General features: G+C 47.3%; 16 protein-coding genes. 4 read left to right on the forward strand and 12 right to left on the reverse strand.

Annotation, left to right across the window (positions count from 1 at the left end; all coding sequences use genetic code 11):
- From SYK_RS11690 to SYK_RS11730, 9 genes are all read right to left on the reverse strand, one after another.
- Positions 1-792 carry an HAD hydrolase family protein gene (locus SYK_RS11690; protein WP_281760447.1) on the reverse strand — a complete coding sequence of 264 codons (792 nt, stop codon included), beginning with the start codon at positions 790-792 and terminating at the stop codon, positions 1-3.
- A 237-nt stretch (positions 793-1,029) separates the two neighbouring features.
- Positions 1,030-4,245, reverse strand: coding sequence for an efflux RND transporter permease subunit (locus SYK_RS11695; protein WP_281760448.1), 3,216 nt, complete (start codon positions 4,243-4,245; stop codon positions 1,030-1,032).
- Positions 4,246-4,262: 17 nt separating this feature from the next.
- Positions 4,263-5,360, reverse strand: coding sequence for an efflux RND transporter periplasmic adaptor subunit (locus tag SYK_RS11700; RefSeq protein WP_281760449.1), 1,098 nt, complete (start codon positions 5,358-5,360; stop codon positions 4,263-4,265).
- A gap of 1 nt (position 5,361) precedes the next feature.
- The gene (locus SYK_RS11705) at positions 5,362-5,979 is read right to left on the reverse strand and encodes a TetR/AcrR family transcriptional regulator (RefSeq protein WP_281760450.1); all 618 of its coding nucleotides are present in this window, start codon (positions 5,977-5,979) and stop codon (positions 5,362-5,364) included.
- A 99-nt stretch (positions 5,980-6,078) separates the two neighbouring features.
- The gene (locus SYK_RS11710) at positions 6,079-6,582 is read right to left on the reverse strand and encodes a DUF2867 domain-containing protein (protein ID WP_281760451.1); all 504 of its coding nucleotides are present in this window, start codon (positions 6,580-6,582) and stop codon (positions 6,079-6,081) included.
- A complete protein-coding gene (locus SYK_RS11715; RefSeq protein WP_281760452.1) occupies positions 6,575-7,198 on the reverse strand; it encodes a TetR/AcrR family transcriptional regulator in 624 nt (207 codons plus the stop codon). The genes SYK_RS11710 and SYK_RS11715 overlap by 8 nt, the downstream gene beginning before the upstream one ends.
- A gap of 245 nt (positions 7,199-7,443) precedes the next feature.
- Positions 7,444-8,664, reverse strand: coding sequence for an ABC transporter permease (locus tag SYK_RS11720; RefSeq protein WP_281760453.1), 1,221 nt, complete (start codon positions 8,662-8,664; stop codon positions 7,444-7,446).
- A 32-nt stretch (positions 8,665-8,696) separates the two neighbouring features.
- Complete coding sequence (locus SYK_RS11725; RefSeq protein ID WP_281760454.1) at positions 8,697-9,362, reverse strand: DUF3431 domain-containing protein; 666 nt, start codon at positions 9,360-9,362, stop codon at positions 8,697-8,699.
- A gap of 421 nt (positions 9,363-9,783) precedes the next feature.
- On the reverse strand, positions 9,784-11,163 hold the full coding sequence (locus SYK_RS11730; protein WP_353618229.1) for an MATE family efflux transporter: 1,380 nt from the start codon (positions 11,161-11,163) through the stop codon (positions 9,784-9,786).
- 187 nt (positions 11,164-11,350) lie between these two features.
- On the opposite strand from SYK_RS11730, the gene SYK_RS11735 reads away from it, so the two are divergent.
- From SYK_RS11735 to SYK_RS11745, 3 genes are all read left to right on the forward strand, one after another.
- Positions 11,351-11,827, forward strand: a complete 477-nt coding sequence (locus SYK_RS11735) for a MarR family winged helix-turn-helix transcriptional regulator (protein ID WP_281760455.1) — start codon at positions 11,351-11,353, stop codon at positions 11,825-11,827.
- A gap of 483 nt (positions 11,828-12,310) precedes the next feature.
- A complete protein-coding gene (locus SYK_RS11740) occupies positions 12,311-12,562 on the forward strand; it encodes a helix-turn-helix domain-containing protein (protein ID WP_281760456.1) in 252 nt (83 codons plus the stop codon).
- A gap of 11 nt (positions 12,563-12,573) precedes the next feature.
- Complete coding sequence (locus tag SYK_RS11745) at positions 12,574-12,978, forward strand: hypothetical protein (protein ID WP_281760457.1); 405 nt, start codon at positions 12,574-12,576, stop codon at positions 12,976-12,978.
- Positions 12,979-13,025: 47 nt separating this feature from the next.
- Here SYK_RS11745 and SYK_RS11750 read toward each other — a convergent pair whose 3' ends face one another.
- The 3 genes from SYK_RS11750 to SYK_RS11760 all read right to left on the reverse strand — a co-directional run bounded on the left by SYK_RS11750 (position 13,026) and on the right by SYK_RS11760 (position 16,458).
- Positions 13,026-14,327, reverse strand: coding sequence for an ATP-dependent 6-phosphofructokinase (locus tag SYK_RS11750; protein ID WP_281760458.1), 1,302 nt, complete (start codon positions 14,325-14,327; stop codon positions 13,026-13,028).
- Between the two features lie 64 nt (positions 14,328-14,391).
- Positions 14,392-15,399: a D-glycero-beta-D-manno-heptose-7-phosphate kinase gene (gene rfaE1 / locus SYK_RS11755; protein ID WP_281760459.1), complete on the reverse strand. Its 1,008-nt coding sequence runs from the start codon at positions 15,397-15,399 to the stop codon at positions 14,392-14,394.
- A gap of 141 nt (positions 15,400-15,540) precedes the next feature.
- Complete coding sequence (locus tag SYK_RS11760) at positions 15,541-16,458, reverse strand: ParB/RepB/Spo0J family partition protein (protein ID WP_281760460.1); 918 nt, start codon at positions 16,456-16,458, stop codon at positions 15,541-15,543.
- A 94-nt stretch (positions 16,459-16,552) separates the two neighbouring features.
- Between SYK_RS11760 and SYK_RS11765 the strand changes: the two genes are divergently transcribed.
- Positions 16,553-16,984: a hypothetical protein gene (locus SYK_RS11765; RefSeq protein WP_281760461.1), complete on the forward strand. Its 432-nt coding sequence runs from the start codon at positions 16,553-16,555 to the stop codon at positions 16,982-16,984.
- Positions 16,985-17,040: the final 56 nt, after the last annotated feature.

Raw genomic sequence — 17,040 nt, forward strand, 5'->3', positions numbered from 1 at the left:
TTACCCTTTTACAGCGATAAGAACATCAGCAAGTTCGCGGATCACGCCTTCGCCGCCACGAGCTGTTGTAATATAGTCCGCTAGGGCGAGAATGGAGGGATGCGCATCGGATGGTGCAACTTTGAACCCTGCCAAAGCCATACCAGCGGCATCATTGACATCATTCCCGACAAATAAAACTTCAGCCACGGATATGGACCGCTTGTCCGCCAACTCAAGCAGGGCGGATGCCTTGTCACGGATGCCATGAATGGCTTCCAGCTTAATTTTGTCGGCTCTGGCTTTCACCACCGGATTGACTTCCGTGCTCAAAATAACCTGTTCAAGACCGAGCTTACGGATCATGCCAACTCCCATGCCATCGCCACGATTTGCCCGGATATATTCCCGGCCATCCTGATCTACGGACACCGTGTTGTCTGTCATGACTCCATCAAAATCATACACCACGAGCTTGACTTTATCGGCACCGGGCAAACCGCGCTGGGTCAAGGCGATCATCTCGCCATCCAAACCAAGATAAAGCGGCTTGTCGCCCATAAGTTTCTCGGCACGCCCTCCGCCGTTGTCCAGAATGGCAGCCACAGCTTGTGTCACATCCGGCACCTCAATGGTCACAATGACACACCCGCCGGCCGTGGTATCTTTGGCCTCCACAAGACGCAGGCATTGCCCAAACGCCCCCATAAGCAAGGCGTCCCAAGCGAGATTGAAGCCAAGGGCCTTCTTATAGAATGCGGAAGATTTTTCGATATTCCTGACCAACAGGGTGACGGGAGGATAGGCTGTCATCGTGGCTCCTTTGGATTCGTTGTTTGCGCAACAGACTACCTTGCTCGCCCCGATGGTGCAACCGCATGCTGAATAGGACCATCCCGCATACTGTTTAAAAAAATCGACCCCTCGCACACTGTGTTTACACACTTGGCAAGGGGCCGATCACCTACACACAACATATTCTTCTCATGATTTCATGGTGTTTCCGCTGTTTCTAGAATTTAACTCATGTTTATCCAGAAAACACAATCATTATATTTCACCCACATTTTGCACCAATCCCGCCTTTTCAACGCGCTTCTTTTCCTTGCGTTCCTTGCGGCGCATAAGCAGATCCCACTCAAGAGGCATAACGATCAATGTCAAAGTGGTCGCCACACATAATCCAGTCACAAAGGTCGTAGCCATGGTACCCCAGACCATTGAATAGTAGGGAATACCGAGAGCCATGGGTAGCAGGCCCAACGTCGTGGTCAACGTAGTCATGAGAATCGGCCTGAGCCTGATACGAACTCCTTCACGAATTGCTTCGGCGCGACTATAGCCCGCGGCATACAGCCGGTTGATAAAATCGAGCAGAACCAACGAATCATTGACCACCACGCCGGTCACACCCACGGTCGCGATAAAACTATTTACCGTGAACAACGAACGGGTGAAAAAAGTACCAAAAACCACGCCGGTCAAGGCAAACGCAACAGCCGACAAAATGATAGCTGGCTGAACATAGGACTGAAACTGACAGGCCAAAATGGTGTACATAAGCATAATCGCAATGAAAAACGCATACATAAGGGAAGTAAATGAACGCCCTGTAGACTCAAATTCACCGGCAAAGCTCAGAGTCGCCCCCGGATACCGATTCTGAATTGTCTCATAGTACGCCTTCACATCATGCACTACGCTGGTTGCACTGACCGACGCGCCAGCCCGGATGTTGGCCGTCAGGGTGATGGCCCGTTGCCCTTGGAAACGATTCAACTGCCCCGGCTCACGGTAGCTCTCAACATCAACCAAATCCCCCACACGAACCGGCCCTTGATCATCTTCAAGAATGGGAATATCCAAGGCATCTTCCGGCTGTTTCAGAAACCGCTTGTCAATTTTCATGCGTAGGTCGATATCCTCATCCGCCGCACGAAATTTGCCGACAAATCGGCCATCGAGAATTCCACCAGCCAAAGCGATAACCTGCGCCGGAGTCAGACCATATTCAGAAACAAGACTGGGTATGGGACTGAATCGAAACACACGATTATCGGTACCGGTGTCAGCGGTAAAATCAATAAGATTTTGTGATAATGCGCTATTATTCTTGATCCAACCATTGATATCATTTGCCAAAGCCAGAACGGCATCCTGATCCGGACCGAGCACGCGAATATTCACGTCCTTACCCGCAGGCGGCCCACCTTGTTCCGGCCAGACACGAAACCTCCATCCGTCTGTAGCCAATGGTTCAAGTTTTCTGCGCACGACTTCGAGCAACAACTCCGGGTCGTTATCCGGATTTTCAATATATTCCTGCTCTCCCTGAACGGGCAATTCCACGGTCACAATGGCCCGATTGGACCCGAAAATATTTTCATAATCTTCATTGATGTCCATGCCACCAAGTCCTGAACACGCCTTGGTCGTACCGGGACCAAAAGCCAACACTGCCCGCGACACTTCCTTGGCCTTTGCCGAGGCAGTATAGACATCTGTCCCTACAGGGCCTTCCATTGAAACATAGTAGAGCGTATATTCATCTGGAAAAAATTTGATGCGCAACAGGGGCATAACGCCGGACACTGACACCCCAAGCATAATGACAGCCATCAGAAAAGCCCCAAAGACCACACTCATGGATTTCCATTTATGCCGCATGGTCAATTGCAAGACTCCGTCCACCATTCGCTTCAAGGCAATAAGAAACTTCGGATCCTTGCCGTGAAATGATTCCTTTTTTGCCTGCACTTCCAACTTTTTCGCACCCGGCCAATCAAGAAAATGCGAAGGCAAAATGAAGAGGCATTCCACAATGGAAGCGGCAATGGCAAAGCTGACCGCCTTGGGCACCTGTGCAAAAAATTCGCCCGTTGACCCTGACATGATCAGCATAGGCAAAAAGGCAGCAACCGTCGTCGATGTTGCGGCGAGGACCGGCAAAAACACTTCACCTGTGCCGACGATGACAGCTTCTTTAAGCCGCAAACCTTCCTGAACGTGCCGATAGATATTCTCCACCACCACGATGGCATCATCCACGATAATACCACTCACCAACACAAAGGAAAATAACGTGATTTCATTAATGGAGTTATTGGTCAGCCACATGATAATCATGGTCACCAAAAAGGAAAAGGGCACGCCCACCGTGGTCAGCATGGCGTTACGGAAGCCCATGACAAGCCAGATGCACACACAAACCAAAACGATACCGACCAACAGGTTTGATCCCAACGTACTGATATTCTCATTCACGTTGATCCGCTGATCCTGCGTCATGACCGTTTCGACGCCTTCTTTGTCCAGCACGGACTTGAAAGCCGCCACGACCCTTTCCACCTCAGCACCAATATCAAGCGAATTCCCTTGGGGTGTCTTAATAATCTTGATGGAAATGGAATCCTTGCCATTGACCGAAGAAACAACGAACGGATCCCGATAATCCATGCCCGCATGACTCAGCACGTCCCCGACGGTCACAAACGATCCGTCAAGATCGCGACGAACCACCGTGGCCGCAATTTCATCACGGGATCGAAATTTTTCATCCACCACAATAACATATTCACCGGAGTCACTGACAAAATCACCAGCAGGGACCGACACGTTGGCCCCCTCAAGAGCCTGCCCAACCTCGTCAAAGGTCACTCCCAACTGCATCATTTTCTGCGGATCAAGCGACACATGAAATTCACGCTCGTATTCGCCATCAATCTGGACTTCCTTAACTCCGGGAATGCGTTGCAGTGGCAACTTCATTTCCTCGGCCATCAGGGTCAATGCCCGGTTTGATCTATCACCCACCAGATTAACAGATATGACAGGAAGCCACTCGGAAACCCTGATAACCATGAAGCTCGGAGGGTCCATCTCATCAGGCAGGTCGTTCTGCACAGACAACACTTTGAAACGTAATTCGTCATACAAAGTGTCGTAATCAGTATCATCCAGAAACTTGACCATAATGGATGCACGCTGGCGGAATGACCGGGACCGGATGAATTCCACGTTCTCCAGATCCTGCAAGGCATCCTCTATCTTGCGCGTGACCAATGTTTCTACTTCTTCGGGGCTGGCACCGGGCAGGAACCCACTAATGATAACCTTGCCCATGCGCACGTCAGGATATCGTTCAACCGGCAGATCAAAGACGCAAAAAACACCCACCACCATAAGCAGCACGAACAAGAGGTTCACGAAGACTTTCTGACCAAGCGTCAGACGTATCAAATTCTGGACCGGAGAATATTTTTTCATCGTTCGATCCTAGACAGCTATGGATGGAGCAAAAAGATGTCGCCGGGCTGTACATCGGGGCTTGAAACACGTCGCTTATCGCCATCTGCAGAACCGAGCAGGACAACTCGCACCCGTTTACCGTCCGGGGTCATGAGAAAGTGCTCTTCATACGCTTTGATAAGCGCAGAAGAGGGCACTTCGACAGCGCCGCCGGGGTCTGGCAATTCTATGACCAACTCGCACCGGATACCGCCACGAAATTCAAAATCACCCTTGGATATTTCCAGATCCACATTGATTTTACGCGACTGAGGATCAAAGCCGGGGGAAACTCGTTCGACCTGTGCCTGAATCGTACTGTTCAAATCTGTGAGCCGAAGCGAAACCGTCTCGCCCATATCTTTCAGCGCTCGATATTCTTCACTGGTCAAGGCAAAGGGGATAAGCAGGACATCGTAACGCCCCAACTCTGCGACCTTTTCGCCTTTGGTAATCCATTCGCCGGGTTCCACGTACCGGGTAATGACCTTCCAACCCGACGGGCCGGTCAGCGAAAACCGTTTCATGCGCTCAATGAGCACCCGCTCTTCCACTTGTTTGGCACGAAGTTGTTGCAGGGCGGCCTGATGGGCCCGCACGTTAGAATCCAGAGTGGACTGAGCCGCATTCTGATTCTTGACCAGAGCCTCGTACCGCTCTTTTTCCTTTTTGTTGTAAACGAGATCACTTTTCAAACGTTGCTGATCAGTCCGATTGGTATCCAGATCCAAACGAATAAATGTCGTATCCAACTGCGCGAAAAGACCATTTGCGCCCAACGTGTCACCCACGTCAGCCGTAACGCTCTGCACTCGGCCGGATTCCTCAGTTACAAGGGTCATGGAATTTCTGGCACGTGTAAAACCAGTCAACGCAGATCGACGGGCGGCAGACTGTGCCACGAATGTCTCCGTAGACCTCGGAGGAGGAGTCTGGCTCTGAGCTTCTGCTTCCGCGGCCTGAACAAGCCCGCTCCCGGGTACTGCGGCCTCTGTCGTGGCCTCGCTGCCACAACCGCCAAGCAAAAATATTCCCGCCAACAACAAGGGGAGTCCTACGAGAAAAATTCTTGAGCATGATTTATATATGTGCATGTCATCCATCCTTTTTTCCAGGACGCATCCAAAAATCAAGAATGCTATCCACCAACATATCCATATCTACACCATCATGGAGCACATCGACTTGACCTGTACTGACAAGATGCGCCAATCCGTGAACACCGGACCACAAAGCAAAAACAAGGGTATCGACATCCACGGTGCCAAAATACCCGGTATCGATACATTCTTGTGCCGTATTGCGAAAATGCGTGTATGAATGCATGGAACTGGCTGCCCATTCGCCATCAAGATCAACCTGATCACAATTTGTGCTGAACATGAGATGATAATATTCAGGCTCACTCAATGCGAACTGAATATAACTTTTACCCCCGCTACGCATACGATCCATGGGGTCCGGGTAACGCTTCATCCCTTCATGCTGTCGCTCGACATATCGTGCAAAACCTTCTTCGCGAAGCACCGATAAAATTTCACGTTTATTCTTAAAATATCGATAAATAGCACCGGGGCTATACTCAATCACACCAGCAATCCGACGCATGGATACATTTTCGAATCCTTCCTTTACAAAAAGATCCTTGGCCGCATCCAGGATGCGACGACGCATCTTATCCCTTTCTCGCTCACGCCTATTTTTCGTACTCATAATTGCCTGCTAGCAAACTGCGTTCACTTTGTAAACAGCGTTCACAAAACTTCACAAAGTCTTAACTCAATACCACATCACTCTCATCTATCGCGCTCACTACGATACGGATTTCATAGCGCACCGAACTACAATATGATGAAATGGACGTATTATATTGAAATAAATCGGTCCTGCTGAATTATTATATTTGACCACTGTCGCGACATGAAATCGACGGGTATCCGTTCCACCGTCCAAATCTTCCGCAACAACTCCGATGATTGCATCCAAATGCTTTTCTTTACCTTCCGCGACCCAAAATGTTTCTTGATCAGATTCCACGACAGTAAAAAAGTCTACCTTTTCTCCGGGGGTGGAGGGAATCGACTGTTCAGTAAACCGCTTCTTGTCCGGTATTTCCTGTTTGCCCTGCCCAAGAGACTTCAAAAGCCAGACACGCACTCTCCACAACGCCCGCATCCAACCAGGTTGATAGGACAAAACTCCGGCCACAAATTCAAGCAGGGAAGCCTTGCTCTCACCGGATTTTACGTCGATATGATCAGCATTTTTCATAAACTCGGCCAGAGACTCAACATGTGACAACCGTTCATCATTCATAGCTTCTCCTGACAAGAACTCCATCGAAGACAACGTCCAAGAGCGGTTCAATGCCCGCCATTTGAATTTCAGGATCAAATATTTCGGAGGTCAACCCTTGAATCAAGCCAGTAAGATAGAGACTCCAACACACAGAACCGAGAGCCAGTGCATCAACATCACGTCGAATTTCACCACGTTCCTTGGCTGCATCCACAAGAGTTATGACCCGGATCATCATTTCTCCGACCTGGCCATCAAACTTCTCTTTCCATTCACCTGTTGCAAAGACCGCTTCTTTAACTACGGTTTGAAGAAAAATAATATTTGCTCCGTAATACCGATACAGCGACCCGGCCATTGAAAGGAATTGCTCCTTCAGAGAACCATCGACCGGAACGGATTCGACAGCCTCAAACGAGACATCAGTAATTTCGTCATAAAAAACTGAAAGGAGCAGGGTGTTCTTATCTTTGAAGTGCAGAGAAATCGTTCCAAGTCCGACCCCGGCAACTTCTGCAAGGCCACGCATGGTCGTTTTCTCAAATCCATATTCAACAAATTGAGCCCGTGCGGCCTGCAATATTTTTTTTCTGAGTTCGAGCTTTCGTTGATCGCGCAAAGTTTTTTTTGCCATTGGGTTATCCTCGTTTTATGAATACGTTCAGTCAATGAACGTGTTCATAAAACGACTTTCCCTTTGTGGTCAACCCCTAAATGCGGAGGAGATTAAAGAGTGATCTTGGTCAATATGACCGTATCCCTCCAAAGCATATTTCAAAGCATTATTTGTACTCTTTTCTCAGTATGACATAGAATAGCTAGCTATATACAAAGATATAGCTAGCTATTCTAAATCAATTAAACCCCAGATTATTCTGACTATGACTTCAAAACGTCGAGAATTTCGACATTAGCGGCCTGCCATGCAGGGTAGGCTCCCGCGATAACACCAAGCAAGCAGGAACCAACCAGTGTGATCAATAAACTGGCGGGTTCAATGACCACGGGCAGTCCAGCAAGAGAACAGCCGACAACGACCAATACAATTGTTGCGAGTACACCGAATCCACCACCGACTGCTGCCATGAGTCCTGACTCAAAAAGAAACTGACGGATGATATCGCGTCGTCGTCCACCCACTGCTCTGCGCACACCGATCTCAACGCGTCGTGCCCGGACCACCAAAATCATAATAGAGAGGATACCAAGACCACCGACGCCGAAGGAGATAGAGGAGGTGATGCCACCCAACGTTGTCATGAGTTCCAAGGCTTGCCGTTGCAATTTCATGGCATCCTTAGGCGACATCGCACTAAAATCGTCAGCCTCACCAGGGTCGATGTTATGACGCTGACGCATGATCGACTGCACGGCACCATCCACCACATCTCGACCAGCATCTTTGGATAGCCGAAGGAAAACGCCACTGATCCATGTCTGGTTACTGGCTCGACGCATATAGGTCGTAATCGGCACAAGCATAATTTCATCCTGGTCCGTCCCAGAAACATCACGTCCCTTAGCTTCCATCACGCCAACAACCCGAAAACTTGCTCGATAAAGATATATTTGCCGACCAACAGCACTCGCAGGATCATCGAACAAGGCCTCGGCAATGGTTTGTCCCAACACACAGACCATGGCTCGATCATCAACTTCCTTCCAATCAAAAAAACGCCCATATTCCGGCCTGAAATTACGGATCGCCTGATAATTCGGTCTTGCTGCCAAGACTGCGGCATTCACGGCATTTCCATTACCGCGCACCTGCATTGATTGCGTAACATAGGGGGTTCCCTCCAGAACGGACGGGACACCATCAATCAAGGCTTGCGCATCCTGAACCGTAAAGTTTCTGGTAACGCCTGAAAGACGAGCATTTCCACTTCGAGTAAAGCGCACTTGCCCGGCCATAACGGAATACAAATTGGGACCAAGTTTTTCTGTCTCCAATTCAGCACGTTTGACCATGATCTTTGAAACATGCTGAACACCTGTGAAAGCCAAAGCACCGAGGAAGACACCCATCATAGCTAAAATTGCACGCAACTTGTGGGCTGAAAGTGATGATATGGCAATTCTAAAATTAAGTGGCAGCATTATTTGGTTTTCCGCCGCAGGCGGTCAAAATTTTATTTATAGAAATCTCTATTCCACGCCATGTTGCCATTGAATATATGTTGCCACAATCGCTCGATAGCATGCCCGGTGTTATTTTCATCAAGCGGATCTTGCTCAATCATTCGCAAACAAAATTCATAAAAGTCCCTGGGCCGCGTCCTGATACGATCTCCAGTAACACAGAAATTTCCTGTCGGCGCACGAGCAATGATCTGCTTCGGCATGGTCACGGAAAACAACCGCTCAAAGATTTCACCCACAGGTATGTCCCGCCCCCATCCGGACCACCGCCCCTCATTCTCCGGTTTTCGCAAGTCATGGGGGTGACCCAATCGATCACATTTAAGTTTGAACCACGCCAAGCCTTTAAAAGGAATTGCACGATCTACAATATCTACAAGCTGATTTTTAAGTGTTTCTACAGTAGCACGACCTCGATCATCAATATGATCAAAAGGGTCGCCCTGCAAAAATATATTCATAGCAGCAAGTTGGTCATACTCTTTCAAGATATGGGTAAAATAAGTATGCGCTTCTCGGCCAATATTCACAAGAGGCCGGGCATTTGCCACTGGCATATTGCTCTTGTCGTACACTACGTAATCATAGTCGAGTGCATCAATCCAATCGATATTTTCTGTGTACTTGGCTATGATCACTTTGACATTATCACGCATATATTTGCCTTCAAATTCATATTTTTAACCGCAAACCTCTCCAACATTATGCTCAAATTCCGATTTTTCTCTTTCTGGCAATGAATTTCTTCACCGAAAGGCCGTACTTTTAAGAACATATCTATGTGATTATTTCTTGATCAGAAAACATTAAGCCACACCTTAATCATATATTTAATGCATTATTTTAAACAGATGAATAAGATTAACGTCACTTTTCCATCAGATTATCATCAACCAAGGGCACGCTCCAAATTTTCAGGGCACACCTATCGAAACCACCCAACTCCTCATTAAGGCAAATATAATTTTAGCAAATCATGCCCCCGATGAAACCAAGGGCACAAAAAAGAGCAGGGCAGCTAATTCTTGAGCCAAGACTAGCTCAGCCAGGAATTCGGTTCAACCCATTTGGACAGGATCAACCAGAGATAACTCGAATTTTTCTCCAAGGGCCTTTACGGAATCGCGTTGCATACGTTGTGGCAAGAACCAGAACGTACAAAAGAATACACATCCAAGGGCCGTGAATTCCCTTAATATCCAAAATATGCAGCGCAATAAGCGGGAATACTATACAAAACATGGAAGTCATCACCATGGTCTTCATGACAAACTTTGTGTCACCGGCCCCCTTAAGACCACCGACATACACAATTGCCACCGCATCGATCAGTGTAAAAACAGCAGCATACCGCATGAGCATAACCCCCATGGTCAGTACAGCATTGAATTCAATCTGTGTTTCTCCGTGCGCCTTGAAGAGATTCATAAGTACTTCTGGGAAGACAATAAACAACAGTGCCATAGCGCCCATGTACGCCATTGCCAAATGCAAAACAGACTTGGTAGCATAAGCTGCCATGTCCGGTTTTTTGTCACCCATAGCCTGCCCGACCATGATGCTGGCAGCAACATGCAACCCAATAGTTGGCAGAAATGCCAGAGTGTAAATGGAAAACACGGCATTGGTGGACGCCAATTCTACCGGACCAAACCGCCCAACCATTAATACGAAAAATGAAAAAGCGAAGAGATCAAGAAAAAATTCGACACCGCCGGGCACTCCAAATCGCATGAACCGTCCAAAGAGTTCTCGATCCAATCTCCATGCGGACCGAACTCGATACTTTTTTTCGTTTTCGGCAGTAAACACCATAAAACAATAACAAATTACAGGTACGACATACCCTATCACTGTCGCTATTCCAGCACCAACGATGCCTAGTTCAGGGAAAGGACCTATTCCGTTAATAAGACAGTAATCCAAGGGAACATTTAGCGTCATTGCCAGCAAGCTCACAAGCATGATCGGTTTTGTCATGCCTCGTCCTGAATAGAAACACGATAGACATCCGCTCACTACAAAAGCGCCACTGCCCAAGATCAATATCCGAAAATATGCTATTTCCAATTCCATTATTCCGGCAGGATGCCCACTCAGCTCAAAAAGAGGACGTGCGATAAACCACAATGAAGCTAGAATCATCCAGGAGGGCACACAGAACCATAATCCCTGCCAGAGTGACCTGCCTACCTCTAAAGGCCTTCCAGACCCTGTATACTGTGCGACAAATACACCAGCGTACTGAGCGACACCAAGAAAAAAGGCAAGAAACATAAACGCCACTATACTCGCAGGTACAGATGCCCCTAATGATTCCGTAGAATAATTTCCAAGAAACATACGATCCGTGAATGTCATAACGGTTGAAGACACCATGCTCACGACAAGTGGAAGGCCTATGACAAGTGCCTCTTTATACCCACCTTTTGCATGCCATCGCTTCATCAGGGACATCAACTCCTCCAAATGAATTTATATATAAAATAGGACCAAATCCATTGCCCCATTCCTCTTCCTATATCAAGTCTATTTTTTTTGTATTCTTAGCAACCTATATATTTTCATTCTGCCCGACCCTCTTGTTCTTATGAAATCTCCATGATACGGTTTTTATCCAGGCCACCGATATACAAGGATAAACATGCCAAATTCAGAAGATTTTTTCTTTTTCTCTCACATCTCGAATTTCCGCCGCCTTTACGCAAAAGCGCTCAGCACTCGCCTTGAGCCATACCAAGTGCGTCCTGGGTATATCGATATTCTTAACCGGCTCTGGAAACGGGACAACATTACGCAAAAGCAACTTCATGCGCAGCTCGCTATTGAACAAGCCACACTTTCCAATTCATTAAAACGCATGGAAAGGGATGGGTTGATTCATCGAAAACGCGACCCAAAGGATCGTCGTCTTTCCCACATCGTCCTTACAGAACACGCAATATCTCTTGAACCCACTATTCAGACGGCAATTGAAGAACTTCAATCTGTCATAAATGTTGGCCTGACCATCAATGACCGTCGATATTTTAATAGGATACTCAAGCAGATGACCTCACATTTGGAATCAGACATCGAAGATCCATGTCTTGTCCTTCTTGACGAAGTTGGAGACGAATAACTTTTAACTCCAACAATCAGCAAACCATAATGATCATTTTCGAGTTTTACTTAAGCCCATTCACACTTTTTTCTGATTTGTTCTCTCGATTTAACTTCAAGCATCCCTAACTAAACATGTGATTCTTGTTTGCGATTACACTTGCTGTTTGATCACGTCCAACAACTCACTATTAATTGCTTGTTTTTATAGACATAATCTAGTTTTTTTCTTGGGTATTCCATGGGAAAATTTCTTTCTTCAAGTGTTTAGGCAACCTGCAATAGAATCCACGCTTTTTAAAAAAAAATGTGGGTTTTCCCCATTATTTTTTAGACTCAAATTTGCTATAGGCTACCGTAATCGACAACAACGTCCTGTAATTGTTTTTCATCACGGCTTCTCTAGATTATATCTAGACTTTGTAGGACAACGTTGTACTTTGTTGACAATCTTTGACTCCTTGTGTCAATGAATGAACATCATAGGTCAAATTGTGACATTATGGACAACAAAGAAGCACCCAAGCCCCCGACCCTATTCACAGTACGTGAAGTTGCGGACTTTTTACGGGTGCATCAGAGAACAGCGTACAGGCTGATCACTGGTGGAAGCATCAAAGCGATCAAGATCGGCAGTCAATGGAGAGTGCCTGAAAAAGATCTGCTGGAATTTATAGAGAGTGGATGGAAGGTTGCCGCGAACAAAAGCAAAGATGCCGCGAAGCCTGATCAATTCAAACTCCCCTTGGATTAAGGAGAAAAGGCATGTCAAAAAAAATGGTTGGCGGTCACGACGGAAACGATCCGATCCTCAATGTAAATCTGCCCAATGATTTTGGTCAGGATCTGGGGGTTGCCGGCCACCTGATTGGCGAAGAAATGTATTTCGACGACGACACAGGTATGTTGACCATGGAAAAATTATACCGTGATGAAGAAGGCAAGCTCGCCTACGGTATCATTTCCGCCATAGGGCATGCGCGTGAACGTCGTGCTTATCGCCTGGAAGAGCGTGAAGATAGCTGCATCGTTTCCAATGGCAGCCTGAACCTTGAATTTTCCTATGACGAACTCTTTGAACTGCTGGCTGTTGCCATGGAATCTGAAAAGGAAAGTTCCAGCCGTCAAGTCAGTAAACAAGTTCGTCGCAGACTGGCAGCCAATGAATAAGACTACGCTATTATAGACAAGATGAAGGGACCATGTGGTCCCTTTTTTTATTCCATATAGGTATGTTGTCCTGTTGACTCCATCACTGCACACCAATAATCCGAATGCGTATTAATGCTTCGCCTTTTGACTGTCACTAAATCCAAAGGTAAATGCACCAGACTTGATTTAAGTCGCGTAACTACCATACCAGTCTTGCCGGCCATGGCCGCGTGCACCGCATTTTGTCCAAGAAATCCGCAATAAATACGGTCTCCGGCGTTGGCTGGAACAGATCGTATTATGTAACTGGGATCAATGAACTTCATATTAATCTCCAGATCCCGTTCGCGAAAATACTCTTTCAAACCATTAATGATGAATCCGCATATGTCGCCCAACTTGGGGTTTCCTGACGGGTCACGCTTCAATGTTTCTCCGAGTAGATCCTGACCAGCACCTTCAGCACACACAATGATCGCATGATCTCGATCATGCAAACGCCTTTCAACAGCCTGCAACAAACCATTTTCGCCTTCGAGTGCAAATTTCTTCTCTGGAACCAGCAAAAAATTTACCTCCTGTAGGGCGAGGGTGGCCTGTGCCGCAATAAAACCAGCTTCTCGGCCCATCAGTCGAACGATTCCAACGCCTTTATCCACTCCCGTGGCTTCAACATGAGCACACTGAATCGCTTCGGTCGCCTTTTCTACAGCAGTATCAAAACCGAAAGAACGGGTTATGAAATTAATATCGTTATCAATGGTCTTGGGGATCCCGATAACCGCAATCTTTCGTTTTCGTTTGGAGACTTCTTCAACAATAGCTTTTGCAGCCCGCATGGACCCATCACCACCGATTACGAAAAGAATATTCACGTTCAATCGTTCTAAAGAATCCACAATTTCTTCAGAGTCTTGCAACCCACGAGAGGAACCGAGAATAGTCCCGCCAAATTGATGAATATGTGACACATTCTGCGGAGTCAGTTCCTTGATCTCATACCCATAATCTGGAATGAATCCTCGCAGTCCGTTGGAGATGCCGAAGACCGTACGGATACCATAGTGGTAATGCGCCTCATTGACGATTGAACGGATAACATCATTAATCCCTGGACAAAGGCCTCCACATGTCACGATGGCGCATCGAGTCTTTGACGGATCAAAATACAATTTTCCGCGAGGGCCTGCCTTTTCAAATTCTTTTTGGAGGACGCCGGCCTTAATTTCACTCATTTCCTCATCTGTCAGCATAAGCGTTACCGGTTTTGACTCATCGACATATCGAGGATTTCGCACTGGCGTTTTCACTTTTGCAGGCCCAAGTACCGGTATATCTGTGAAGAACTTCAGACTATTTTTCGCCATAACGCACACTCCAAGGGTTACCCCTGTCTCTGAAATCTCATCAAATTGTTTACCGCGCCCATTGCTACCACTGAGAAACTTTCGGCTCCGGCAATTCATCCACCGATTCAAGCAGCTCTTCAGGACGAGTCGTGGCCGCACCCACCTGAGCTACTACAACCCCGGCTGCGTAGTTGGCCAAAGTGCATGAAGTCAATAAATCAAATCCGGCAGAAAGGGCGAGGGCTGTGGTGGCGATGACTGTATCACCAGCACCAGTCACATCAAAAACTTTGCGGGCGAATGTGGGAATATGTCTGACTAAATTTTTCCCTTCAAACAAAGCCATACCATCAGGCCCCAACGTGATCAGAAGATTGTTACAATTCAACCGCTTGAACAAGGCTTCACCGGCTTTCAAAACGGATTTACGATCTGTCACTGTCATGAGAGCGCCTTCGCCCGCCTCCTTTGTGTTAGGAGTCAAGAGATCAACGCCTTGGTACAAATCATAATTCACGGTCTTTGGATCGACCAAAACCTGCGGCCGCACCGAACATGTATCTACAAGAGCCATAAAACGATCCATAAAAGTACGTGAAATGAACCCTTTTCCATAATCAGACAAGATCACGACAGGGTAGTCATTCACTACAGATTCAAGAATAGTAAATAGCTCATCATACGCCTCATCACACAAGGGGACAGCCAGTTCATGATCAACACGAACCACCTGTTGATTATGTGCGATAATGCGTGTTTTCTTCGTGGTGGGGCGGCTTGCGTCGCGAATAATCCGCGTTTCAATTCCCGCTTCATTGCAAAGATCATCAAGAAGCGCACCGTCCCGATCATCACCGACCACAGAAATAAGCAGTGAGGCGCCACCAAGATCAGCAATATTCCGGCCCACATTACCTGCGCCGCCCAAGACCACAGATTCCTTGTTGACGTTGACCACTGGCACTGGAGCCTCTGGTGAAATACGGTCCACATTGCCAATCAGGTAATGGTCAAGCATAAGATCACCGATTATCAGCACCTTATGACCAACCAGAGATGCAACAGCGTTTCGAATCATATCTCGTGACATAATAGAGTAAACCAATGTTTTTACAGGTTATCAAATTTTAAAATCAACCGATCATCAAAGAACGATTATCCCTGTTGTGCCTCTATGATCATCGTGTTCAGATCATTATTTTATCACCAAGGCACAACCCTCGTTGCTGAATTAAACCAAAGAAACCCCAAGCTTTTCAGCAATCAACCGCAACTCATCTTCTCCACCATAACTAACCGTAACTTTGCCTTTTTCAGGAGACCCGGAAAGTTTAACTTTAACACCCAGCATATCAGACAACGATTGCTGCAAGTCGACCAGGCGAGGATCTAAGGGCTTGAGTTTGGTCTTACCGGTCTTTGCTACTGCCTCAGCTCCAACTTCCTCAGCACCCGGCAATCGACCGTTCTGCTTGAAAAATGTTGCCTGAGCCTCGGCTTGCCGAACGGTCAATCCGTTTTCTACGACCCGATGGTGCAGGGACTCTTGTGCATCCGCAGCAGAAACAGCCATTATAGCCCGCCCATGTCCCGCAGAAATTGCCCCTTGCTGAATGTCGACTTGAACACTGTCAGACAAATTGAGCAACCGCAACGAGTTGGCCACAGCCGACCGACTCTTGCCAACCTGACGCGCAAGTTCTTCCTGACTCAAACCAAATTCTTGCTGTAATCGCTGGTAGCCGAGGGCTTCCTCTACTGCGTTCAAGTCTTCACGCTGCAAGTTTTCGATCAATGCTATAGCTAGGCTTTCCTGATCAGACATCTCACGAATTAAGGTCGGAATCTCAGTCAAACCGGCTCTTTTAGAAGCACGCAAACGCCGCTCACCAGCAACCAATTCATATGTATTATTACTCAATGAACGCACGAGTATGGGTTGGAGCACCCCTCGAGTTTTGATGGATGCAGCCAAATCACTCAGGCCCTCCTCCGAAAACTCGCGACGGGGCTGATGCGGGTTAGGAGAGATAGTCCCAACGGGGATCATTCGTACTTCGGCTGAATCCGAGGTGACTTTTTCGTCCTCACGGACACCGCCCAAAAGGGCATCTAGGCCTCGACCTAATCCCCGATTACCTGATGTCATAACAATTCTCCTCACGCTTATGATTACACCCTTGCTCATTATGGCTGGAGTGCCTATATAGCCCCGAAGACAAGCGAAAACAATCGGAGCAATTATGTCTGATCATATCAACGAACTCTTTGATAAAGACGGCAAACTCATTGGAGCACTGCTTTCAGCAGAGGCTTGGACTGCCGTCAAAAAACAGGTTTTGGATTCACTTGGCATCGTTGAAAAACATGCTGAACCAGAAAAACCTGAACCACTTTCCGACTGGGAAACCCTTAAAGACTATTGGGATTTCGACTATCCCGTGGATACCGATATAGCCTGCGAACACTGCGGCAACTCCACTCAGGACTGGGCCAAGGATAATCCGCGCCGCTTCAGGCTGACCAGCGCAAACCTTGCGGGCCTTGTTGCCTTCAAATGCATGAAGTGCCAATCCAAAGTTGTCAAAAAACACTTCAAAGATGAACTCACCACTGAGTGTACACCGTACCGGGATTCAAAAATAACATCCAAAGAAGGGCGGTACGACCGCTGATCGCCACTTTCTCAGACTTCCCGTCATAAGAAACACATGACGGGCCGCGGGTTCAA

It is taken from the genome of Pseudodesulfovibrio nedwellii, assembly GCF_027923765.1.
GTDB classification, from domain to species: domain Bacteria; phylum Desulfobacterota; class Desulfovibrionia; order Desulfovibrionales; family Desulfovibrionaceae; genus Pseudodesulfovibrio; species Pseudodesulfovibrio nedwellii.